The 22310-nt window shown below is 72.5% G+C and carries 16 protein-coding genes; 11 read left to right on the top strand and 5 right to left on the bottom strand.

Annotated features, from left to right (window positions below; translation table 11 throughout):
• Positions 1-78: 78 nt before the first annotated feature.
• Together NFS20_RS11200 and NFS20_RS11195 are read right to left on the bottom strand one after the other, a co-directional pair.
• Complete coding sequence (locus NFS20_RS11200; RefSeq protein ID WP_251151840.1) at positions 79-813, bottom strand: response regulator; 735 nt, start codon at positions 811-813, stop codon at positions 79-81.
• Positions 810-2039 (bottom strand): sensor histidine kinase, encoded by a 1230-nt coding sequence (locus NFS20_RS11195; RefSeq protein ID WP_251151839.1) that lies wholly within the window; start codon positions 2037-2039, stop codon positions 810-812. Before NFS20_RS11195 ends, NFS20_RS11200 begins: the two co-directional genes overlap by 4 nt.
• Before the next feature lie 176 nt (positions 2040-2215).
• Between NFS20_RS11195 and NFS20_RS11190 the strand changes: the two genes are divergently transcribed.
• Genes NFS20_RS11190 through ligA form a run of 4 tightly spaced genes read left to right on the top strand, consistent with a single transcriptional unit; the run spans position 2216 to position 6649 of the window.
• Entirely contained in the window at positions 2216-2641 is a 426-nt protein-coding gene (locus NFS20_RS11190) for a hypothetical protein (protein ID WP_251151838.1), read from the top strand.
• Positions 2638-3570 carry an HTTM domain-containing protein gene (locus NFS20_RS11185; protein ID WP_251151837.1) on the top strand — a complete coding sequence of 311 codons (933 nt, stop codon included), beginning with the start codon at positions 2638-2640 and terminating at the stop codon, positions 3568-3570. The genes NFS20_RS11190 and NFS20_RS11185 overlap by 4 nt, the downstream gene beginning before the upstream one ends.
• Positions 3567-4163 carry a M15 family metallopeptidase gene (locus tag NFS20_RS11180; RefSeq protein ID WP_251151836.1) on the top strand — a complete coding sequence of 199 codons (597 nt, stop codon included), beginning with the start codon at positions 3567-3569 and terminating at the stop codon, positions 4161-4163. Before NFS20_RS11185 ends, NFS20_RS11180 begins: the two co-directional genes overlap by 4 nt.
• A gap of 44 nt (positions 4164-4207) precedes the next feature.
• Positions 4208-6649, top strand: a complete 2442-nt coding sequence (gene ligA / locus NFS20_RS11175) for an NAD-dependent DNA ligase LigA (RefSeq protein ID WP_251151835.1) — start codon at positions 4208-4210, stop codon at positions 6647-6649.
• Between the two features lie 62 nt (positions 6650-6711).
• Here the strand turns inward: ligA and NFS20_RS11170 are convergent, their stop codons facing one another.
• The 3 genes from NFS20_RS11170 to NFS20_RS11160 all read right to left on the bottom strand — a co-directional run bounded on the left by NFS20_RS11170 (position 6712) and on the right by NFS20_RS11160 (position 9558).
• Positions 6712-7620, bottom strand: coding sequence for a dihydrodipicolinate synthase family protein (locus NFS20_RS11170; protein WP_251151834.1), 909 nt, complete (start codon positions 7618-7620; stop codon positions 6712-6714).
• A gap of 16 nt (positions 7621-7636) precedes the next feature.
• Positions 7637-8302 carry a ThuA domain-containing protein gene (locus tag NFS20_RS11165; RefSeq protein WP_251151833.1) on the bottom strand — a complete coding sequence of 222 codons (666 nt, stop codon included), beginning with the start codon at positions 8300-8302 and terminating at the stop codon, positions 7637-7639.
• A 74-nt stretch (positions 8303-8376) separates the two neighbouring features.
• Positions 8377-9558, bottom strand: a complete 1182-nt coding sequence (locus tag NFS20_RS11160; RefSeq protein ID WP_251151832.1) for an ROK family transcriptional regulator — start codon at positions 9556-9558, stop codon at positions 8377-8379.
• 385 nt (positions 9559-9943) lie between these two features.
• On the opposite strand from NFS20_RS11160, the gene NFS20_RS11155 reads away from it, so the two are divergent.
• From NFS20_RS11155 to NFS20_RS11125, 7 genes are all read left to right on the top strand, one after another.
• A complete protein-coding gene (locus NFS20_RS11155; protein WP_251151831.1) occupies positions 9944-11464 on the top strand; it encodes a sugar ABC transporter ATP-binding protein in 1521 nt (506 codons plus the stop codon).
• Positions 11461-12492 carry an ABC transporter permease gene (locus tag NFS20_RS11150; RefSeq protein WP_251151830.1) on the top strand — a complete coding sequence of 344 codons (1032 nt, stop codon included), beginning with the start codon at positions 11461-11463 and terminating at the stop codon, positions 12490-12492. The genes NFS20_RS11155 and NFS20_RS11150 overlap by 4 nt, the downstream gene beginning before the upstream one ends.
• Positions 12493-12584: 92 nt before the next feature.
• A complete protein-coding gene (locus tag NFS20_RS11145; protein ID WP_251151829.1) occupies positions 12585-13652 on the top strand; it encodes a substrate-binding domain-containing protein in 1068 nt (355 codons plus the stop codon).
• Positions 13653-13745: 93 nt separating this feature from the next.
• Positions 13746-14918 (top strand): Gfo/Idh/MocA family protein, encoded by a 1173-nt coding sequence (locus NFS20_RS11140; protein ID WP_251151828.1) that lies wholly within the window; start codon positions 13746-13748, stop codon positions 14916-14918.
• Between the two features lie 262 nt (positions 14919-15180).
• Positions 15181-20193: a ThuA domain-containing protein gene (locus tag NFS20_RS11135; RefSeq protein WP_251151827.1), complete on the top strand. Its 5013-nt coding sequence runs from the start codon at positions 15181-15183 to the stop codon at positions 20191-20193.
• Positions 20194-20479: 286 nt separating this feature from the next.
• The gene (locus NFS20_RS11130; RefSeq protein WP_251151826.1) at positions 20480-21157 is read left to right on the top strand and encodes a hypothetical protein; all 678 of its coding nucleotides are present in this window, start codon (positions 20480-20482) and stop codon (positions 21155-21157) included.
• 37 nt (positions 21158-21194) lie between these two features.
• Complete coding sequence (locus NFS20_RS11125; protein ID WP_251151825.1) at positions 21195-22196, top strand: sugar phosphate isomerase/epimerase family protein; 1002 nt, start codon at positions 21195-21197, stop codon at positions 22194-22196.
• Positions 22197-22310 lie beyond the last annotated feature (114 nt).

Here is a 22310-nt window from a genome sequence, read left to right as displayed (position 1 = left end):
GACCGTCGGCCACAGGACACCGTGCCCGACGACGCGCGTCCCCTCGCGTCGCCGGGCACGGTCGTGCCCGGGCCTGGCTCAGGCGCCGTCGCCCGGGCGGACGAGCCCTGCCTCGTACGCGAGGACGACGAGCTGCACGCGGTTCGTCAGCGCGACCTTGGTGAGCAGCGAGCGCACGTGGCTCTTCACCGTCGCCTCGGTGAGGTGCAGCTCGGCACCGACCTCGCGGTTCGACAGCCCGCGCGCGACCGCGAGCAGGACCTCGCGCTCCCGCGGCGTCACGGCGTCGAGCCCGTCCCTCGCGCCCGCCCGGTCCCCGGCCCCGCCGCCCGCGAGCGGCGAGTGCCGCGCGAGCTCGACGTACGTCGAGATGATCCGTCCCGTCACCGCCGGGTCGAGGAGCGAGTCGCCCGCGCGGACGCGGTGCACCGCGTCGACGAGGCTCTGCGGGTCCGCGTCCTTGAGCAGGAACCCCGCAGCCCCGGCGCGCAGCGCCCCGTAGACGTACTCGTCGTCGTCGAACGTCGTGAGGACGAGCGTGCGCACGCCTGCCAGGTCGGGGTCGGCGGCGATGCGCGCCGTCGCCCCGATCCCGTCGAGGCGCGGCATGCGCACGTCCATGAGCACGACGTCGGGCCGCAGCGCTCGCGCCATCGCCACCGCGGTCTCCCCGTCACCCGCCTCGCCGACCACGGTGACGTCCGGCTCGTTGTCGAGGATCATGCGCAGCCCGAGACGGATCGTCGCCTGGTCGTCGGCGACGACGACGCGCACGGGGTCGACGACCGGCCCGCCCGAGGCCGCGCTGCTCACCGCACGTCCAGGGGGAGGGTCGCCTCGACGAGCCAGCCGCCCCGCCCGTCCGGCCCCGCGCCGAGGTGCCCGCCGGCCGCGGCCGCGCGCTCGCGCATCGAGGACAGGCCGAAGCCGGTGCGACCCGACGGGTCGTCGGGGAGCGGGGGACCGGCGTCGTGGACGCGCACCCCGAGACGGGTGCCGGTGGTGGTCACCGTCACGGTGACGTCGGGGGCGAGGGAGTGCAGCAGCACGTTGGTCAGGGCCTCCTGGGTGATGCGGACGACGGCGAGACCCGTCTCGGCGCTCGTCGTCGGCCACGGGTCGGGCAGGGTCAGGGAGACGTCCCGCCCCGCATCGGTGAGCCGGCGCGCCGCGGCGCGCAGCTGGTCGGCGGTGTCGTCGTCGGTCCCCGGGGTGGGGGCGAGCGCCGCGACGCCGCCGTCGAGGGCGTCCTCCCGGCGCAGGACGTGCACGACGGACCGCATCGACGTCAGCGCACGCTTGCCCTCGTCGGTGATCCAGCGCACCGCCTCGTGCGGGGCCCGCGGCTGGTTCGCCGCGACCCGGTCCGCGGCCTGCGCGCGCACGACGATCGCGGACACGTGGTGCGCGACGACGTCGTGCAGCTCGCGCGCGATACGGGTGCGTTCCGCGAGCACCGCCCGCTCCGCGAGCTCGGCCTGCAGCGCCTGGAGCTCGGCGTTGCGCTCGCGCAGGGTCTCGGACGTCACGGCCAGGCGGTGGAAGAACACCCCGGCGGCCACCGCGCCGAGCACGAGCGCGAGCGCGACGAGGACGTCCGACGGCGACCGCCCGATCTCGAGGTCCTGGGGGTAGAAGGCCGAGGGCGGGAAGGTGAGGACCGGACGGCTGAAGAGGAGCAGGGAGAACGCGGAGAGGCCTCCCGCGACCGCGGCGAGCGGCCAGGGCACGGCCCCGGAGCGCGTCGCCGCGAAGCCGGCGATCATCAGCGGGAGCAGCTCGAACGGAGTCTGCATGATCCAGGGCAGGGCGAGCGGGTAGAGCATCACCGTGGTCCAGAAGAGCAGGCCGGGCGTCACGCGCCGCAACGCGAGCGTCAGGACGATCCAGAGCCCGGCCACGCGGTACGAGCCAGGGTTCCGCGGGTACCAGTAGTCCCCGTTCTCCATGACCGTGATGACGGCGAACCACGCGGCGCCCGCCGCGAGGGCGACCAGGAGGTCCTGTGCCCAGACGGGCACGCGGGGGGCGGACGGCACGGGCCCACGGTAGCGGGCGGGCCGCGCACGGCGGGACAGACCCCGGGCGGGCGTCGCCCGCCCGCGCCTCAGCCCCAGGGCTGAGGCTCGGGGCCGGTGCCACGCCCTCGGTCGAGGGTCGCGACCGCCCCTCGGGCCGATGCCTGCGTGCCTGCGCACCCGGCAGTGTCTGGGTCATGCGGAGAATGCCCGAACCGGTCCTCGCCCGGACCGTCACGTACGGCGTCGTCGGCCTGCTGCTCGCCACGGCCGCGGCGGGGGTCGAGGCGTGGCCCCTCACGTCGTACCGCCTGTTCAGCGAGGTGCGCACCGGCGCACGCACGAGCCTCGAGCTGTCCGCGGACGGCGCGGACGGCACCGTGCTCCTGCGGCCCGGCACCGGGAACCCCGTGCTCGCCGCGACGACGCACCGCTACGCCGACCTCACGTCCACCCCGCCCGCCGAGCGGGAGGCGATGGTCCGGGCGTGGCTCGGCGTCGCGGGTACCCGGCCCGGCCACGTCACGTCGGTCCGTCTCGAGCGCGTGCGGCGCACGCTGGACCCCGCGTCGCTCGAGTGGACCGAGGTCGCGCGCGAGCCGGTCCTCGAGGTGCGGCCGTGAGCGCGCGGGGGACGCGCGTGCCGGAGCCGGTCGTCGTCGCCCGGTCGTCCCGCCCGCACGTGCTCCGGGCCGTGCGCGGCGTCGACCGCCGGCTCGTCGCGCCCGTGCCCTGGTACCGGCTCGTCGAGGTCCACTCGCTCGTCGCGACGGTCGTCGGGGTCCGGCTCGCGGTGCACGACTGGACCCTCGTGGCCCAGCGCCCTGCGGTGCTCACCGGCGGCCCGACGATCCTCGGCTGGCTGCCGGTCGAGCCCTCGGTCGCGGCCCTGCTCGCCGTCCAGGTCCTCGGGATCCTCGGCGTCGCGCTCGTGCTCGCGGGCATCCGGGCACGAGTCGGCTTCGCCGTCGCCTGGACCGCCTACCTCGTGCTGACCGCGCTGTGGGGGAGCTCGGGGAAGGTGATGCACACCGACGTCCTCACGGTGACGGTCGGGTTCGTCCTGCTCTTCGCGGCACCGCCCGCTCGCGGGACCGCGCACGGCGAGGAACCGGCGCGGACCGGGTGGACGGTGCGTGCGGCGCTCGCGGTCGTGGCGTGCGTCTACTTCCTCACCGGGGCGCAGAAGCTCGTGCACAGCGGACCGGCGTGGGCGCTGGGGGACTCCATGGCCTGGATCCTGCGGCAGGGTGCCTCGCCGTTCGGCGACGGGCTGACGCGTGTGGTCGCCGACCAGCCGCTGCTCACGCGTGCGCTCGCCACGGGCGCGCTGCTGCTCGAGCTCACCGCACCTGTGTGGCTCGCCGTGCGGCTCACCCGGATCCCGTTCGTCCTCGCGGTGGCGACGATGCACGCGAGCATCTGGGTGTTCCTCGGTCTCGACTACTCGGCCTGGGTCCTCACCGTCGCGGCCGTCGCCGTGCCGCTCGGGCTCGCCCCGGGTCGGCGACTCCTGCCCCGCTCGAGCCCGACCGCAGGAGTCCGACGATGACGCTGCGGGACGCGCCGACGCCGCCCCACCCGGTCCGGACCAGGTCGGTCACCACCAGGGTCGGGCGACGGCGACGCGTCGGGCGCCGGGTCTACGCCGGCGCCGTCGTCGCGGGCCTGGCCGCGTCCGCGGTCGCCGTCGTCCAGCTGGTCTCCGCACCGACGGACCACGTCGCGGGCTTGGTGACCCGCCAGACCGACGCGGCACCGGTCACGGCGGTGGGGCTCGGCCCCGGGCTGCAGCAGCGGTTCGACGACGCCCGGGCCGCCGCTGCCGCCGAGGGTGTCGAGCTGTGGATCACCTCGGGGTGGCGTACCGCGGACGAGCAGCAGCAGCTCGTCGACGACGCGGTCGAGCGCTACGGGTCCGTCGAGGAGGCGCGGCGGTGGGTCCTGCCGCCCGAGTCGTCGGAGCACGTCGCCGGTACCGCGATCGACGTCGGTCCGACCGAGGGCGCGTACTGGCTCCAGCAGCACGGCGCGGACTTCGGGCTGTGCCAGACCTACGCCAACGAGGTGTGGCACTACGAGGCCGCGACCGAGCCCGGCGGCGGGTGCCCGGAGATGCACGACGACGCGTCGCACGGCTGGTGACGGCGTGACGCGAACGTGTCGGCGGTTCGCGCGATGATGTGCGGGTGACCGAGAGCACCGAGGCGACCGACCGACCGAGCGGCGACCCCACCGGGTCCCGCGCCGACGTCCCCGAGGCCGGTTCCGCGGCCGAGCTCGACGAGGCGGCGGCGCAGCGCCGCTGGTCCGAGCTCGTCGCGCAGGTCGAGGCGGACCAGCGCGCGTACTACGAGGAGGACCAGCCGGTCTCCTCGGACGCCGAGTACGACGCACGGATGCACGAGCTCCAGGCGCTCGAGGCCGCCCACCCCGCCCTCGTGACTCCCGAGTCGCCGACGCAGCGCGTCGGCGGCCGCGCGGCCGCAGGGTTCGCGACGGTCGAGCACCTCGAGCGCATGCTCTCCCTCGACAACGCGTTCAGCGAGGAGGACCTCGCGGCCTGGGCCGCGCGCGTGCACCGCGACCTCGGCGTGCCCGCGGATGCCGCCGTCGAGTACCTGTGCGAGGTGAAGATCGACGGGCTCGCGATCGCATTGCTCTACGAGAAGGGCCGGCTCGTGCGGGCGGCCACGCGCGGCGACGGCCGCGCCGGCGAGGACGTGACCGCGAACGTCCGGACGATCGGGTCGATCCCCCAGCAGCTCGCCGGAGACCCCGCGACGCACCCCGACGTGATCGAGGTGCGCGGCGAGGTGTTCATGGGGGTCGCGGACTTCGCCGCCCTCAACGAGGGGCTCGTCGCCTCCGGGCAGGCGCCGTACGCCAACCCGCGCAACACCGCGGCCGGGTCGCTGCGGCAGAAGGACCCCGCCGTCACAGCGAGCCGCAACCTGCAGATGTACGCGCACGGCGTGGGTGCGCTGCAGTGGGAGGAGGGCCAGCAGGCCGACCTCGAGCGGCAGTCCGCCGCGTACGCGCTGTTCGAGCAGTGGGGCGTGCCCGTCTCCCCGCACACCCGGGTGGTCGCCGGCCTCGACGAGGTGATGGAACGGATCGCGTACTTCGGCGAGCACCGGCACGACATCGAGCACGAGCTCGACGGGATCGTCGTCAAGGTCGACGAGCTCGCGCTCCAGCGTCGCCTCGGCGCCACGAGCCGGGCGCCCCGCTGGGCCATCGCGTACAAGTACCCGCCCGAGGAGGTCAACACGCGCCTCCTCGCGATCCAGGTCGGTGTCGGCCGCACCGGGCGAGCCACGCCGTACGCCGTCATGGAGCCGGTCAAGGTCGCGGGCTCGACCGTCCGTCAGGCCACGCTGCACAACCAGGACGTCGTGCGGGCCAAGGGCGTGCGCATCGGCGACATGGTCGTGCTGCGCAAGGCCGGCGACGTCATCCCCGAGATCCTCGGCCCCGTCGCGGCGCTCGCGGACGACGGGTACCCGCGCGAGGACTTCGTCATGCCGACGGACTGCCCCGAGTGCGGGACGCCCCTGCGTCCCATGAAGGAGGGCGACGTCGACCTGCGCTGCCCCAACGCCGAGTCGTGCCCCGCGCAAGTCCGGGGGCGGGTCGAGCACATCGGGTCGCGCGGGGGCCTGGACATCGAGGTGCTCGGAGAGGTCACCGCTGCCGCGCTCACCCAGCCGTTCGAACCCGCGGAGCCGCCGCTGCGCACGGAGAAGGACCTGTTCGGGCTCACCGTCGAGCAGCTCGCCCCCATCCGCGTCGTCGTCCGGGACCCGGAGACCGGGCTGCCGCGCCCGAGCGACGGGCGGGGGGAGTCCGCGGAGGTGACCATGTCGGACGGTTCGACGATGAGCGCCAAGGTCGCCCGGCCCTTCCAGAAGGTCGTCAGCCGTACCTACCCGCCGGGGTACGAGGACGCGACGACCGCCGAGCGCCGGGCGGCCGGCGTCCGCAAGGACTTCCCGGTCTACGGGCCCTCCACGACGGCGGAGACGCTCGTCGCGGAGCTGCGACGTGCGAAGACCAAGGACCTGTGGCGGATCCTCGTGAGCCTCAACATCCGCCACGTCGGCCCCGTCGCCGCCAGGGCGCTCGCGGACTGGTTCGGGTCGCTCGCCGCGATCCGGTCGGCGTCGCGCGAGCAGCTCGCCGCGGTCGAGGGTGTCGGCCCGGTCATCGCCGACGAGGTGATCGCGTGGTTCGAGGTCGACTGGCACGAGGAGATCGTGCGTACCTGGGAGGCCGACGGCGTCCGGTTCGAGATCCCGGACCACCCCGGACCGGGCAAGGCGGAGGCGCCGTCAGGCCCGCTCGACGGCTTGACGGTCGTGGTGACCGGCGGGCTCGAGGGGTTCAGCCGCGACGGCGCGAAGGAGGCGGTCGTCGCCGCGGGCGGCAAGTCCGCCGGTTCGGTCTCGAAGCGGACGGACTACGTCGTCGTCGGGGAGAACGCGGGGTCCAAGGAGACGAAGGCGCGCGACCTCGGTCTGCCGATCCTCGACGAGGCCGGCTTCGTCGCGCTCCTCGAGGGCGGACCGGACGCCGTCGCGCACCTCGTCGGAGCCGGGCAGGAGCCCGCGGACGACGTGGACGTCTGAGCCGTCCTCTCGGCGGACGGTCGGCGTGCTCGCGCGCCGCGTCGTGCCGGCCGGTCAGGCCGTCACGCAGGTCGACGGGCGACGACCTCGGCGAGCCGCCGACGCCCGTCGTCGTCCACCGGGAGCGACGGTCCGCGCGGGGGAGCGGTCGGGGTGCCGAGCAGGTTCGCGAGCGCGTGGAACCCGCTCACCGGCCGCAGCCCGGCGAGCACCCCGGTCAGGTCGCGCAACCAGGCCGCGGTGTCCGGGTCGGGCACGTCGCCGTCGACCCGCGCACGGCGCAGTGCGACGTACTCCCGGGGGACGAGGCCCGCCAGACCGGTGTGCCAGGCGTCCGCGGCCTCGGCGTCCGTGACGAGCGAGGGGTCGCCGCTGAGACCGACGCTCACGCCCAGGCCGTCGACCGCGGACCGGAGAGCGGCGACGCGACCGCCCGGTCGCGAGGGCAGCGACGCCGGATCCTTGACCGCGGTCACCGTCGTCGTCCGCGCGAGGTGCGCGAGCGTCGTCGGCGTCACGTCGTAGGAGGTCTGCACGCTCCTGTTGTAGTAGCAGACCGGCAGGTCGACGGCGTCCGCGACGGCGTCGAAGATCGCCACGACCTCGTCCTCGACGAGAGGCAGGTACGAGAACGGCGCCAGCACGAGCCCGTCCGCTCCGCCGTCCCGCGCGGCACGCGCCCGCGCGACGACCTCGCGCGTCGACGTGCCGCCCACCGCGACGTGCACCGGCACCCGCCGGGCAGCGGCCCCTGTCGTGGCCGCTGCCGCCGTGACCGCGGCGTGCACGACGGCGCCTCGCTCCGCCGCGTCGAACGTCACCCCCGCGCCGGACGACGCGAGGACGACCAGGCCGTCGACCCCCTCGTGGACCGCGTCGTGCACGAGGTGGCCGAGCGCGTCGAGGTGCGGGACGTCGTCGGGCGTGAGGGGCGTGACGAGGTAGGCGAGCAGGCCGCGGAAGGACGTCACGCGGCGGGCTGGGACGTCAGCGGCTCGCCCAGAGGATGCCGCGCTCCACGATCGTGCGGACGGCGGGGACCTCGAGGTCGGCGAGCTGGTGGCCGGCGGTGGAGACGAAGACCCTGCCCTCACCCCACTGCCGCGTCCACACGGCGGGGCAGACGACGGGCTCGTGCCAGGGGTCGCCGGCCTGCGGGTGGATCGTGGTGGTCGCGAGCACGTCGTTGTAGGAGTCGGTGAGCACCCAGTACTGCTCGGAGCGCAGCGCGATCGTGCCGAGGCCCGAGACGATGTCGTGGTCGGCCCGCTCGGGCACCACGTCGATCGTGTGGTCGACGAGGTCGTGCGCGTGGGCGGCGAACTGCCCGCCGACCATCTGCAGGTAGTCGGTCGCGAGGCGGAACGAGTCGATGATGCCGCCGTGCCAGCCGGCGAAGCCCGTGCCGTTCGCGACGGCGGTGCGCAGGCCACGCATCTCGTCCGGGAGGATCTCGCCCATCGTCCAGCACTGGACGACGAGGTCGAGGTCGGTCATGAACTGCGTGTCCGCGTAGGCCTCGAGGGAGCCCTCGAGCGTGACGTCGAAGCCTGACGCCTCCAGGAACGGGACGAACAGCTCCGCCGCCTCCTCGGGCGCGTGCCCGGGCCAACCGCCTCGGACCACGAGCGCCCGACGGTTCCGCTCGGTCATGAGTCCTCCTCGTGCATCGTCACACTCGTCGTCTCGGCGGTCGCCCACGTCGGCACCGGCCGACGACCGACGCCTCAGCCGACGAGCGCGTCGATCGCTGCGGGAGAGAGTACGTGATCGACCGCCATGGCGCTGGCACCGAGCACCCCGGCCTGGCCCCGGGCCTGCGACGTGACGATCCGCAGGTGCTGCGTCGCCAGGGGCAGCGACCGCTGGTAGACGATCTCCCGGATGCCGGCGATGAGGTGCTCTCCGGCCTCGGCGACGATGCCGCCGATGACGATGAGGGAGGGGTTGAGCAGGCTCACGCACGCCGCGAGCACGGAGCCGATGTCGCGTCCGGCCTGGCGCACCGCCTGGCTCGCGGTGAGGTCGCCCGCGCGGACCAGCGCCACGACGTCGGCGCTGGTGCGGGCGTCGAGCCCGGCGGCCGTGAGGATGCTCGCGACGGACTGCCCGCTGGCGACGGCCTCGAGGCACCCGACGTTGCCGCACCGGCACGGCACGTCGGCGGCGCTGGGCACCGCGACGTGCCCGATGTCGCCGGCCGCTCCCTGGGCGCCTCGTCGCAGCTCGCCGTCGGCGATGATGCCCGAGCCGATGCCCGTGGCGACCTTGACGAAGAGCATGTCCGTGACGTCCGGCCAGGCCGTCCGGTGCTCACCGAGGGCCATGATGTTCACGTCGTTGTCGACGAGCACCGACGCGTTGAAGCGCTTCGCCAGGATGCCCGGTACGTCCACGTCGTCCCAGGAGGGCATGATCGGCGGGTTGATCGGCCGGCCCGTGGAGTGCTCGACCGGGCCGGGGAGGCCCACGCCGACGCTCACGAGGTCGTCGATGCTGCGACCGGTCGTCGCGACGAGCTTCTCGCCCGTCTCGGCGACCCAGGACAGCACGACGTCCGGTCCGTCCGCGATCGCGAGGGCGGCGTCGGTCTCCGCGAGGACGTTGGACGCGAGGTCCGTCACGGCGAGTCGTGCGTGGGTCGCGCCGAGGTCGACGGCCAGCACGATGCGCGCGCCCGGGTTGAAAGCGAAGGTCACGGGCGGGCGCCCGCCGGTCGAGCTCGCCTCGCCGGCGGGGGCGATGAGGCCCGAGGACATGAGGAGGTCGATCCGCGCCGCGATCGTCGACCGTGCCTGACCGGTGATCGACGCGAGGTCCGCACGCGTGCGCGGCTGGCCGTCCCGGAGCAGCTGGAACATGTCTCCGGCGCCAGTCGGACGCGGTGCGAACTTCAGGAGCTCCTCCATGAGCACAGTGAACCACGAAGCCTCTCGACGGCCGCCCCGTATCGACGGCAACTCTGACGTCTTTTGCTTGACGATCGACAAAAGATACCCTACCGTCCTGCAGTACGGCGACAGCGAGGTCGCCGCGCTCCCGGCGGGAGGTTCGAACCGCCCCGAGGCCACGCCGATGCTCCGCGACCCGTCACGAGAGGCACGAGCGCCTCTCCCTCTCAGCTCCTGTCCCACGGCCCCGTCGATGCGGCGTCCGGTTGCAGCGGTCGCCGCGGCGCCAGCTCTGCAGCGGGCCGCGCGTCGAGGCACTTTTGACGGTAACGGTCCGGTAACGCGGGTGAAAGTCCACGACTTATGATTGACGCTCGTCAAAAGATGCCCTAGGTTCAGGCACATGGTCAGAGCAGACCCCCACCAGCCGTTCCTGCAGATGCAGGGCATCGTCAAGGTCTTCCCCGGAGCGCGAGCGCTCGACGGGGTGGACCTCGAGATCCTCCCCGGTGAGGTCCACTGCCTTCTCGGTCAGAACGGCGCCGGCAAGTCCACGCTCATCAAGGTGCTCGCCGGCGCCCACCAGCCGACCGAAGGGCAGATCCTCCTCGACGGGGAGCCCATCAACATCTCCGACCCGGTCGCCGCGCTGCGGCACGGGGTCGCGACGATGTACCAGGAGCTCGACGTCGTCGACGGCCTGACCGTCGCCGAGAACGTCTACCTCGGTCACGAGCTGTCCACGATGGGGTTCTCCCAGCGCCGCGAGGCGGTGCGCAGCACGCGGGAGATCCTCAAGCGGCTCGGCCACTCGGAGATCTCGCCGAGCAAGGAGGTCGGGAACCTCTCGGCCGCCGGGAAGCAGATCGTCTCGATGGCGCGGGCCCTGTCGCACGACGCGCGCGTCATCGTCATGGACGAGCCGTCGGCGGTCCTGGACTCCGAGGAGGTCGGCAACCTCTTCCGCGTCGTCAAGGAGCTCACGGCCGCAGGTGTCGCCGTCGTCTACATCTCGCACCGGCTCGAGGAGATCCGGGAGATCGGCGACCGCATCACCGTCCTCAAGGACGGGCGCACCGTGGCCCAGAACCTCCCGGTCTCCGAGACGCCGACGGTCAAGCTCATCACCCTCATGACGGGCCGGTCCGTCGAGTACGTGTTCCCGGACGCCACCGAGCTGCCCGACGGCGCCCCCGTCGTCCTCGACGTCGCGGGCCTGTCCCTGCGCGGCACGTTCGCCGACGTGAGCATGCAGGTCCGTGCCGGGGAGATCGTCGGGCTCGCGGGCCTCGTCGGCTCGGGACGGTCGGAGATCCTCGAGACCGTCTACGGGGCGCGCCGCGCGACCGCCGGCCGCGTCGAGGTCGACGGGCGCCGGCTGCGCGTCGGTTCGGTCGCCTCGGCCGTGGACGCGGGCATCGGTCTCGCGCCCGAGGAGCGCAAGAGCCAGGGGCTCCTCCTCGACGAGCCGGTCTACCGCAACGTCACGCTCTCGACCTTCTCCCGGTTCGCCAAGGGAGGCTTCCTCGACGAGCGGGCCGAGCGCCGCGCGGCGAAGGAGCAGGCCGACTCGCTCGAGCTGCGCCCCACCGGCGTGGACCGCCCCATCCGCACGCTCTCGGGCGGGAACCAGCAGAAGGCGATGCTCGCCCGGTGGCTCGTCCACGGGTGCCGCGTCCTGCTCCTCGACGAGCCCACGCGCGGCGTGGACGTCGGGGCGCGCGCGGAGATCTACGCCCTGATCCGCCGCCTCGCCGACGAGGGCGCCGCCGTCGTCGTCGTCTCGAGCGAGATCCCCGAAGTCCTGGGTCTGGCGGACCGCGTCCTCGTCATCTCCGAGGGTCGCGTGGTGCACGAAGGACCCACCGCATCGATCGACGAGCACCAGGTGCTCGACATGGTCATGGAAGGAAGTGTCGCGTGAGCGAGCAAAGGGTGTCGGCGTCGACGCCGAACGCGGACGAGTCAGCCCGCGTCGAGAAGCAGGACGCGGCGAGCGGCTCGCGTCGCAGCGGCCTCCTGTCAGGAGCAGCGGGACGCAACGTGGGTCTGGTCGTGGCCCTGCTCCTCCTGTGCGTCGTGGGCTTCGCGACCGGGGGGGAACGCTTCGCGAGCGTCAGCAACCTCATGACCATCCTCAGCCTGGGTTCCGTCCTCGGAGTGGTGAGCATCGGGATGACGTTCGTCATCACGACGGGAGGCATCGACCTGTCGGTCGGTTCGGTCCTCGGGCTCGCCTCGGTCTGGGCGACGACCCTCGCGACCCAGTCGTACGGCTGGCCCGTGATGCTCGTGTGCGCGGTCGCCGTCGGCCTCTGCGCCGGCCTCATCAACGGCGTGATCATCGCGTACGGCAGGGTCGTGGCGTTCATCGCGACGCTCGCGATGCTCGTCGCCGCGCGCGGGCTCGCCGAGCTCATCGCGCAGCGGCGCACGCAGATCGTGGACGTCCAGGCGTTCGACGACGTCTTCAAGGGCAACCTCATCGGCGTCCCGAAGATCGTCTGGATCTTCGCGCTCGTCGCCGTGCTCGGCTGGTTCCTCTTCAACCGCACGACGTTCGGTCGTCGTACCGTCGCCGTCGGTGGCAACCCCGAGGCCGCGCGCCTCGCCGGCATCAAGGTCAAGCGTCACCTCATGTACGTGTACGCGCTCTCCGGCCTCACGGCCGGCATCGCCGCGGTGATGATCCTCGCTCGCACGAGCGCCGGCGCCTCGACCAACGGTCTGCTCCTCGAGCTCGACGCCATCGCCGCGGTGGTCGTCGGCGGCACGCTCCTCGTGGGCGGCCGCGGCACGATCGTCGGCACGGTCCTGGGCGTCCTCATCTTCACGACGCTCACCAACGTCTTCATCCTCAACGACGTCGACAGCTCGGTCCAGCAGATCGTCAAGGGGGCCATCATCGTCGGCGCGGTCCTGCTCCAGCAGCGCCTCGTCCGCCGGACATGACGCCCCGGCGTCGTCGTCGCACCACCCACCCCGTCCTCAAGCACCACCCCCGTAGTCCCCGCTCCCAGCAGGACAGCATCGAAGGAGATCCCATGTCCGCACGCACCACCCTCCGTCGCCGCATCACGATCGCGACGGTCTCCGCCGCGTCGATCGCGCTGATCGCCACGGCATGCACCTCGAACACCCCGGCCGACGAGGACACGGCGGACGGTGACGGCGGGGGCGGCACCAACCAGGCCGTCTCCGACAACGACGCCGCGGGCGAGGAGGTCGTCATCGGCTTCTCGGCCCCCGCCGCCGACCACGGCTGGATGGGTGCCATCACGGCGGCCGCCAGGGCCGAGGCGGAGAACTACGAGGACGTCGAGCTCCGCGTCGCCGAGGGCACGAACGACGTCAACGTGCAGATCAGCCAGATCGAGGGCTTCATCAACGACGGCGTCGACGCGATCGTGCTCCTGCCGTTCGACGGCGCGGCGCTCACCGACGTCGCGACGCAGGCGATGGAGGCCGGGATCCCGGTCATCAACGTCGACCGCGAGTTCTCGAGCCCGTTCGCCGCGCGCTCCACGGTCCTCGGCGACAACTACGGCATGGGCGTGTCCGCCGGCACCTACATCTGCGAGGAGCTCGGCGACAACCCCGACGCCGTCGTGACGGAGATCCAGGGCATCGCGTCGCTCCCGCTCACCCAGGACCGCAGCCAGGGCTTCGCGGACGCGCTGTCCGACTGCGGCCTCGAGGTCTCGACGCAGGTCCAGGGCGACTTCACCGTCCAGGGCGGCGAGGCGGCGACGGCCAACCTGCTGCAGGCCGAGCCCCAGATCGACGCCATCTGGAACCACGACGACGACCAGGGCGTCGGCGTGCTCTCGGCCATCGAGAACGCGGGCCGCGACGAGTTCTTCATGGTCGGCGGCGCCGGCTCGCAGCAGGTCATGGAGCACATCCAGGCCGACGACTCGGTCCTCCAGGCCACGGTCGTCTACCCGTCGACCCAGGCCGCGGACGGCATCAAGCTCGCCCGTCTCGTCGCGCACGAGAAGAACATGAGCGACCTCGCATCGTCCGGCGTGCCGCGCACCGTCCAGCTCTTCGCCCCGGTCGTCACCGCGGACAACGTCGAGCAGTACCTGCCCACCGCGTTCCAGTCCTGAGCGCCTAGGCAGACAGCAGCACGCGGACCGCGCCCACGGTCCGCCCGGGTGAGAGCCCGGCCGGACCGTGGGCGCGCGCACGAAAGGAACGTCATGACACACAGCAACGGCGCGCAGCTCGGCGTCGGCATGGTCGGGTACTCGTTCATGGGGGCAGCGCACTCGCAGGCATGGCGTACCGCCCCCCGGTTCTTCGACCTCCCCCTCGAGCCGCGCATGCGCGTGCTCGGCGGGCGCAACCCGGAGGCGGTCAAGACCGCCGCGGAGCGTCTCGGGTGGGAGTCCACGGAGACGAGCTGGCAGTCCCTCGTCGCACGGGACGACGTCGACCTCGTCGACGTGTGCACCCCCGGCGACACCCACGCGGAGATCGCGATCGCCGCGCTCGAGGCCGGCAAGCACGTGCTGTGCGAGAAGCCGCTCGCCAACACGGTCGCCGAGGCGGAGCAGATGGTCGCCGCGGCGGAGGCGGCCGCCTCGCGCGGCCAGGTCGCGATGGTCGGCTTCACCTACCGTCGTGTCCCGGCGATCCAGCTCGCGCGCCGGCTCGTCACCGACGGCCGGATCGGTACCGTCCGCCACGTGCGGGCCCAGTACCTGCAGGACTGGATCGCCGACGAGGACGCCCCGCTCTCGTGGCGTCTCGACAAGACCAAGGCCGGCAGCGGCGCGCTGGGCGACATCGGCGCGCACGTCATCGACCTCGCGCAGTTCATCACGGGCGAGCGCGTGACGAGCGTGTCGGGTCTGCTCGAGACCTTCGTGACCGAGCGTCCCGTCGCCACGGAGTTCACCGGTCTCACCGGGCAGGGCGGCGCCGAGCGTGGTCCGGTCACGGTCGACGACGCCGCGATCTTCCTCGCGCGTCTCTCCGGGGGTGGGATCGGGACCTTCGAGGCGACCCGGTTCGCCTACGGGCGCAAGAACGCGATCCGCCTCGAGATCAACGGCTCCCGGGGCTCGCTCGCGTTCGACTTCGAGGACATGAACGTCCTGCACTTCTTCGACGCGGCCGAGGACGCCGCGACGGCGGGCTTCCGGCGCATCGTCGTCACGGAGCCCGAGCACGCGTACGTCGCGAACTGGTGGCCCGCGGGTCACGGCCTCGGGTACGAGCACGCGTTCACCCACCAGGTGGTCGACCTCGTCGAGGCGATCGCGTCGGGCACGCAGCCGTCGCCGACGTTCGCGGACGGTCTCGCGGTCCAGCGCGTGCTCGACGCGGTGGAGCGCAGCGCGGCGTCCGGAAGCTGGGTCGAGCCCTGACCGGGCGATGACCCGAGCGGGCCCGACGCCGTCCGGCGTCGGGTCTGCGCTCGGAACCACTGGAACCACCGGCGCTGCCGGACCCGCGACGGTGCGGGCCGGCGGACCGGTCGGACGAGAGGAGGTCGCAGGCCGCGACGCAGCGGCCGACGACCGGCGGGCCGACACGGCCCGCCGACGGTCCCGGGACTCGGCAGGCAGGCCGACGACGCCGCCCCGGGCGGAGCGCAGCACTGTTCCCCCATCTCGACGAGGAGACCTTGTGAGAAACGTGCTTGGAGGATCGCGCGCCCGGAGGCGCACGGTCGCGGCGGTCGCCGCGGCAGCGGTCGCTCTGCCCTTGACCCTGGCGACGGCGACGTCCGCCACGGCAGCCCTTCCCTCCACGAGCCCGATCGCGACAGCACCCGTGGCCGCGGCCGCGGAGACCGTCCCGTTCGACGTGCTCGTCTTCAGCAAGACCGCCGGGTTCCGCCACGGGTCGATCCCCGCGGGGATCGCGGCGATCCAGCAGCTCGGTACCGATAACGGTTTCGAGGTGACGGCCACGGAGGACGCGGGGGCGTTCACCGACGAGAACCTCGCGCAGTACGAGGCCGTGGTGTGGCTCTCCACGACCGGCGACGTGCTGAACGACGACCAGCAGGCGGCGTTCGAGCGCTACGTCCAGTCCGGCGGCGGGTACGCGGGCATCCACGCGGCGTCCGACACCGAGTACGACTGGCCGTGGTACGGCGAGCTCGTCGGCGCCTACTTCAGCGCGCACCCGCAGAACCAGGACGCGACCATCAAGGTCGAGGACCACGTCCACGAGTCCACGGCGCACCTCCCGGCGCGCTGGGACCGCTTCGACGAGTGGTACAACTTCCGCACGAACCCGCGCGACACGGTGCACGTGCTCGCGAGCCTCGACGAGACCACCTACTCCGCGGGCTCCGGCGCGATGGGCGCCGAGCACCCCACGGCGTGGTGCCAGGTCTACGACGGCGGCCGCTCCTGGTACACCGGCGGCGGCCACACGGACGAGTCGTACGCGGAGCCGGAGTTCCTCCAGCACCTGCTGGGCGGCATCCAGACCGCGGCGGGCGTCGTGCCCTCGGACTGCAACGCCACGCAGTCCGACAGCTACGAGATGGTGCCGCTCGACGAGAACACCGCGAACCCGATGATGCTCGACGTCGCCCCCGACGGGACGGTCTTCTACGTCGAGCGCGACGGGCGCGTGCGTGTCATCGACCCGGCGACGAACCAGACGACCACCGCCGCGACGCTGTCGGTCACGCAGGCCAACGAGGACGGTCTCACGGGCGTCGTGCTCGACCCCGACTTCGCCGAGAACGGCTGGGTCTACCTCTTCTGGTCGCCCCAGGACGTCGGGACCGACGGTCCCCACAACCGGGTCTCGCGGTTCGACTACGACGCCGCGGCGCGGACGATCTCGCTCGCGTCGGAGGAGAAGGTCCTCGTCATCCCGACCCAGCGCGAGACGTGCTGCCACGCGGGCGGCGACATGGTCTTCGACGCCGAGGGCAACCTCTTCGTCGTCACCGGTGACAACACCAACCCGTTCGAGTCGGGCGGCTTCGCGCCGATCGACGAGCGCGCGGGGCGGCAGAACTACGACTCGCAGCGCACGTCGGCCAACACGAACGACCTGCGCGGCAAGGTCCTGCGGATCCACCCGGAGGACGACGGCACGTACACGATCCCCGAGGGGAACATGTTCGCGCCGGGCACCGCGCAGACGAAGCCCGAGGTCTTCGCGATGGGCTTCCGCAACCCGTTCCGCATCGGCGTCGACCCCTCGACGGGCAACGTGCTCGTCGGGGACTACGGTCCTGACGCGGGCAGCGCCAGCGCGACGCGTGGCCCGGCCGGCACGGTCGAGTGGAACGTCGTGAGCGACCCGGGGTTCTACGGCTGGCCGTACTGCACCGGCGCGAACAACGACTACGTCGACTACAACTTCGCCACGGGGCAGTCCGGCGCGGCCTTCGACTGCGCCGCGGGCGTGGTGAACAACTCTCCCAACAACACGGGTCTGCAGCAGCTGCCCGGGGCGATCGAGGCCGAGGTCTGGTACGGCTACCAGACGAACCCGCTCTTCCCGGAGATCGGCGGCGGCGGTGCGCCCATGGGCGGACCGGTGTACGACTACGACCCCGAGCTCGACTCGGACGTCAAGTGGCCGGAGTACTGGGACGGCAAGGCACTGTTCGGCGAGTGGAACCAGGGCCGGATGTACTCGTTCCAGCTCGACGGCGAGCAGCGTGACGACCTCGTCGACATCAACCGGGTCCTGCCGGGGGTCTTCGACCCGTCGGTCGGCTTCGACCGTCCGATGGACTTCGACTTCGGGCCCGACGGCGCGCTGTACGTCATCGACTGGGGTTCCGGCTTCGGCGGGAACAACGACTCCAGCGGCGTCTACAAGGTCAACTACGTCCAGGGCGACCCCGCCCCGATCGCCCGCGCGAGCGCGGACGTGACGAGCGGCGCCGCGCCGCTGACGGTGCAGTTCTCCTCGGAGGGCACCCGTCACCCGGCGGGCGACCCGCTCACGCTCCAGTGGACCTTCGGCGACGGCTCGGAGCCGTCCACCGAGGCGAACCCCGTGCACACGTACACGGAGAACGGCAGCTACACCGCCCAGCTGGTCGCGACGGACGAGAACGGCGCGACCGGCGTCGCGAACGTGACGATCGTCGTCGGCAACGAGGCACCGACCGTCTCCATCACGTTCCCGGAGAACGGCGGCTTCTTCGAGTGGGGTGACCAGGTGAGGTACGAGATCGCCGTGGACGACCCCGACGGGGAGGTCACGTGCGAGAACGTCACGCTGTTCACGTCGCTCGGCCACGACTCGCACGCTCACCCGATGGAGGAGCTCACGGGCTGCGAGGGCACGCTCCAGACGGCGCGCGACGAGGGCCACGGCATCGAGTCGAACATCTTCTGGGTGGTCGAGGCGATGTACACCGACGACGGTGGCGCCGTGGGCGTCCCGCTGACGGCGAACGACCTGCAGATCCTCCAGCCGAAGCTGCTCCAGTCGGAGTTCTTCACGTCGACCGGTCGTCTCGAGGGCTCGACGAGCGCGGGCGACCCCGGCGTGCAGACCGAGACCACGGGCGACACCGCGGGCGGTGGCCTGAACATCGGGTTCATCGAGGTGGACGACTGGTGGGCGCACGAGCCGATCTCCCTGGCGAACGTCGACTCGATCACGCTGCGCGCGGCGTCGGAGCCCGGCGGGACCGTCTCGCTGCGCTGGGACGACCCGGAGGGGCCGGAGATCGGCAGCCTCACCGTTCCTGCGGGTGCCTGGCAGACCTACTCGGACATCACGGCCGAGCTGCACGACGTCCCGGAGGGCAGCGGCACGCTGTACTTCGTCCAGACGACAGGCCAGTCGAACGTCAACTGGATGGTCGTCAACGGTCGCGGCGTCACGGACAACGTCCGTCCGTCGATCGACACGTTCGAGGTCACGCCGACCTCGGGCACCGCACCGCTGACCGTCACGGCGACGGCGACGGCCACCGACCCGGAGGACGAGGCGGTCAAGTTCGCCTGGGACGCCGGTCTCGGTGACGGCTTCGTCGACGGTACGGGCTCGTTCGAGGTCACGTACGACGAGCCGGGCGAGTACCGGCTCCAGGTCCGTGCCACGGACGAGCGCGGCGCGTACTCGGTCGAGTACACGACCGTGACGGTGGAGGCCGAGCAGACCGACCCGGGGATGTGCTTCTCGGGCCGCTCGGACGACTTCCTCGGCGCGGAGCTCGACGAGGACCGCTGGACGGTCCTGAACCGCGACCAGAACCTGGCGGTCGAGGACGGTCAGCTCGTGGTGCCCACCACGGCGACCGACTTCTACGGCACGAACAACACGACGGTGCCCAACCTGGTGCTCCAGGACCTGCCGGACGGGCCGTTCACGGCCACGGCCAAGCTGACGCTGCCGGCACGCCAGCAGTACCAGCAGGCGGGCCTCGTCATCTGGGAGGACCAGGACAACTACGCGAAGATGGTGATCCAGGGACGCTCGGCCGCGGCCGACCCGGCGACGCGCATCTTCCAGTTCATCCGGGAGGAGAACGCCGCTCCCAACGAGGTCGGGGAGTCCAACTCCGCCGCTCTCGGCGCGGCGTTCCCCGACACGGTCTACGTGCGCTTCGTCAGTGACGGGGCGTCTCTCCAGGCGGCATACTCGGCCGACGGCACCACCTTCACGACGATGCCGCAGACCAAGTCGATCGCCGACCTCGAGAACGCGCAGATCGGCCTCGTGTCGCTCAAGGGCAACGGGACGGCGTCGCCGATCCTGGACGCCCAGTTCGACTGGTTCCACATCACGCCCGACGACACGGCGTCCGCCCCCGGGCCGGACGACGAGTTCGACGGCGACGCGCTCGACGCGTGCCGCTGGACGGTCGTGAACGAGGACCCGACGGGCTACCGCGTGGCGGACGGCTCGCTGCAGATCGACACGACCCCGACCGACATCTACGGGACGGACAACCGACCCGTGCCGAACCTGGTGCTGCAGGACCAGCCGGGTGAGGAGTGGACGGTGGAGACCGTGGTCGACGGCTCGGCGCTGGATCGTCAGTACCAGCAGGGCGGCCTGCTGGTCTACGGCGACGACGACAACTACGTCAAGCTCGACTACGTCGTCGACAACACGGCGGGCCAGGCCAAGAACGCCCGGATCGAGCTGCGCAGCGAGGTCGGCGGCGTGGTGCAGAACCCGCAGCCCCAGACGGGGAGCCTCACGGGTGACGTGTGGCACCTGCGCCTGACGCGCTCCGGTGACACGTTCGCCGGTGCGTACAGCGCGGACGGCACGACGTGGACCACGTTCGACGAGAGCGTGACCAACGCTCCCGCCGCCGGGGCCCAGGTCGGTCTCTTCGCGCTCGGTGCCGCGGCCGACACCGGTGCTCCGGCGTCGTTCGACTACTTCCGGGTGGTCGACGACGAGCCGGCGCCGCTCGCGGTCACCGTGACGGCCGAGCCGCGGTGCATCGCCGGCAAGGTCTTCCTCGCGGTGCGGGCGACGAACGACGACGAGGTGCCGCTCGCGGTGACCCTCGAGACCCCGTACGGGTCGAAGTCGTTCGCCGACGTCGCGCCGGGCAAGGCCGCGTACCAGTCGTTCGCCGCGCGCGCCGTCGCGGTGGACGCCGGGTCCGTGACCGTCACGGCCACCGACGCCGAGGGGAGGACGTTCTCCGAGACGGTGGAGCACGCCGCTCAGAGCTGCGCCTGACAGGTTCCGGCGGGTCGGCGCACGCGCCGACCCGCCGGGCGACGCGCTCGCCGCACGGGCGCACAGGGGTACGGGAGGTCCATCGGCCGGACCGCCCGTACCCTGCCCGCACGACGAGCACGACGGGGACCGTCCGCGGTCCTCGGCCCCGGCGCCCGGGTACCGGGCGCTCCGGCCCGGCGCCGGGGCACCCCGGGGACCGCACGGTCCCCGTGAGACGACTGACACGACACGACACGTCCGACCGACACGACACGTCCGACCGACACGACGAGGAGACCACCCGATGTCTCGTTCCCCCCGGACCGCCCCGCGGCGGTCGACGGCCCTGACGGCGCCCGTGACCGCGGTCCGCGTGCTGCTGACCGCTGCGCTCGGTGCCGTCCTCGTCCTCGCGGGGCTGACGGCGCCGGCGACGGCGCACGGCGGCGACATCGTCATCTCGCTCGGGACCGACGGCGCGGGCGGGGTCTCGGCGAACCTCACCTACAAGATCGACGGGCACCCGGTCGAAGAGGCGGCCGACGTCTCCGTCACGGCCGAGTCCGACGCGGGGGAGACGGTCGGACCGATCGCGCTGCGCTCCGCCTCCGAGGGGGTCGGCTGGTACGTGTCCGACCCCGGCGTCCTGGCCGAGGGCCACTGGGTGCTCACGGCGACGATGACGGACCCGTCCGAGGCGACCGCGAGCGCCGAGGTCGACGTCGTCCCGCCGGCCGAGCCACCGGCGCCCGCGGAGGGCGACGGGAGCGCCGCGGACGCGGCCGACGGCGACGCCACCGAGGGGTCGACGGCCGGGTCCGACGCGGCCGCCGACCCCGGCGAGGGCGACGGGGCGTCGTCCTCCGGGTCCGGGCCGCTCCTGTGGGTGCTGCTCGCCGCGGCCGTCGTCGCGGTGGGTGCGCTCGGCGTCGTCGTGGCACGTCGACGCGCCCGATCCTTGACCAGCACGTCCACCCGGTGACCCCGGGCCGAACCGAGATCGACGAAGGAGAACGACCATGGCACGACCGATCACCCTCTTCACGGGGCAGTGGGCCGACCTGCCGTTCGAGGAGGTGGCCCGCCTGGCCTCCGGGTGGGGCTACGACGGGCTCGAGATCGCCTGCTGGGGCGACCACCTCGACCCGTGGCGCTGGGACGACGAGGAGTACGTCCAGGGCAAGCTCGACCTGCTGGCGAAGTACGACCTCAAGGTCTACGCCATCTCGAACCACCTCAAGGGTCAGGCCGTGTGCGACGACCCGATCGACCAGCGCCACCGCGACATCCTGCCGGACGTCGTCTGGGGCGACGGCGACCCCGAGGGCGTGCGCCAGCGTGCCGCGGAGGAGATGAAGCACACCGCGCGCCTCGCCGCGAAGCTCGGCGTGAAGACCGTCGTCGGGTTCACCGGCTCCGCGATCTGGAAGTACGTCGCGATGTTCCCGCCGGTCTCCCAGGAGGCGATCGACGCCGGCTACCAGGACTTCGCCGACCGCTGGAACCCGATCCTCGACGTGTTCGACGAGGTCGGCGTGCGGTTCGCGCACGAGGTGCACCCGAGCGAGATCGCGTACGACTACTGGACGACCGTGCGCACGCTCGAGGCGATCGGGCACCGCGAGGCCTTCGGCCTCAACTGGGACCCGAGCCACATGGTGTGGCAGGACCTCGACCCGGTCAGCTTCCTGTGGGACTTCAAGGACCGCATCTACCACGTGGACTGCAAGGACACGAAGAAGCGGATGGGCAACGGCCGCAACGGCCGGATGGGCTCGCACCTCGCCTGGGCCGACCCGCGTCGCGGCTGGGACTTCATCTCGACCGGCCACGGGGACGTGCCCTGGGAGGACGCGTTCCGCATGCTCAACACGATCGGCTACGACGGCCCGATCTCCGTCGAGTGGGAGGACGCCGGCATGGACCGCCTGATCGGCGCCCCCGAAGCCCTCGAGTTCGTCAAGAAGTACGCGTTCGACGCGCCCGACGCCGCGTTCGACGCCGCGTTCTCGACGAAGTAGCGCCTGCCGCCGCACGGCTCCCGGGTCCTGCGCCCGGGGCACGACGTCCGATGCGCCACCGCCTCCGTCCGCTTCGCGGCCGGGGGCGGTGGCGTGTTCGTTCGTGATTGTTTT

Source organism: Cellulosimicrobium sp. Marseille-Q4280 (assembly GCF_943181405.1).
GTDB lineage: Bacteria > Actinomycetota > Actinomycetes > Actinomycetales > Cellulomonadaceae > Cellulosimicrobium.
Note: the sequence above shows the minus strand (reverse complement) of the source record. Positions and strands in the feature narration are given on the sequence as shown.

What these genes read in the sequence shown, in the direction of transcription:
- NFS20_RS11190 (WP_251151838.1), top strand. Translation starts at nt 2,216, where the DNA reads ATGCGGAGAATGCCCGAACCGGTCCTCGCCCGGACCGTCACGTACGGC.
- NFS20_RS11180 (WP_251151836.1), top strand. Translation starts at nt 3,567, where the DNA reads ATGACGCTGCGGGACGCGCCGACGCCGCCCCACCCGGTCCGGACCAGG.
- NFS20_RS11165 (WP_251151833.1), bottom strand. Translation starts at nt 8,302, where the DNA reads ATGACCGAGCGGAACCGTCGGGCGCTCGTGGTCCGAGGCGGTTGGCCC.
- NFS20_RS11160 (WP_251151832.1), bottom strand. Translation starts at nt 9,558, where the DNA reads ATGGAGGAGCTCCTGAAGTTCGCACCGCGTCCGACTGGCGCCGGAGAC.
- NFS20_RS11155 (WP_251151831.1), top strand. Translation starts at nt 9,944, where the DNA reads ATGGTCAGAGCAGACCCCCACCAGCCGTTCCTGCAGATGCAGGGCATC.
- NFS20_RS11145 (WP_251151829.1), top strand. Translation starts at nt 12,585, where the DNA reads ATGTCCGCACGCACCACCCTCCGTCGCCGCATCACGATCGCGACGGTC.
- NFS20_RS11140 (WP_251151828.1), top strand. Translation starts at nt 13,746, where the DNA reads ATGACACACAGCAACGGCGCGCAGCTCGGCGTCGGCATGGTCGGGTAC.
- NFS20_RS11130 (WP_251151826.1), top strand. Translation starts at nt 20,480, where the DNA reads ATGTCTCGTTCCCCCCGGACCGCCCCGCGGCGGTCGACGGCCCTGACG.
- NFS20_RS11125 (WP_251151825.1), top strand. Translation starts at nt 21,195, where the DNA reads ATGGCACGACCGATCACCCTCTTCACGGGGCAGTGGGCCGACCTGCCG.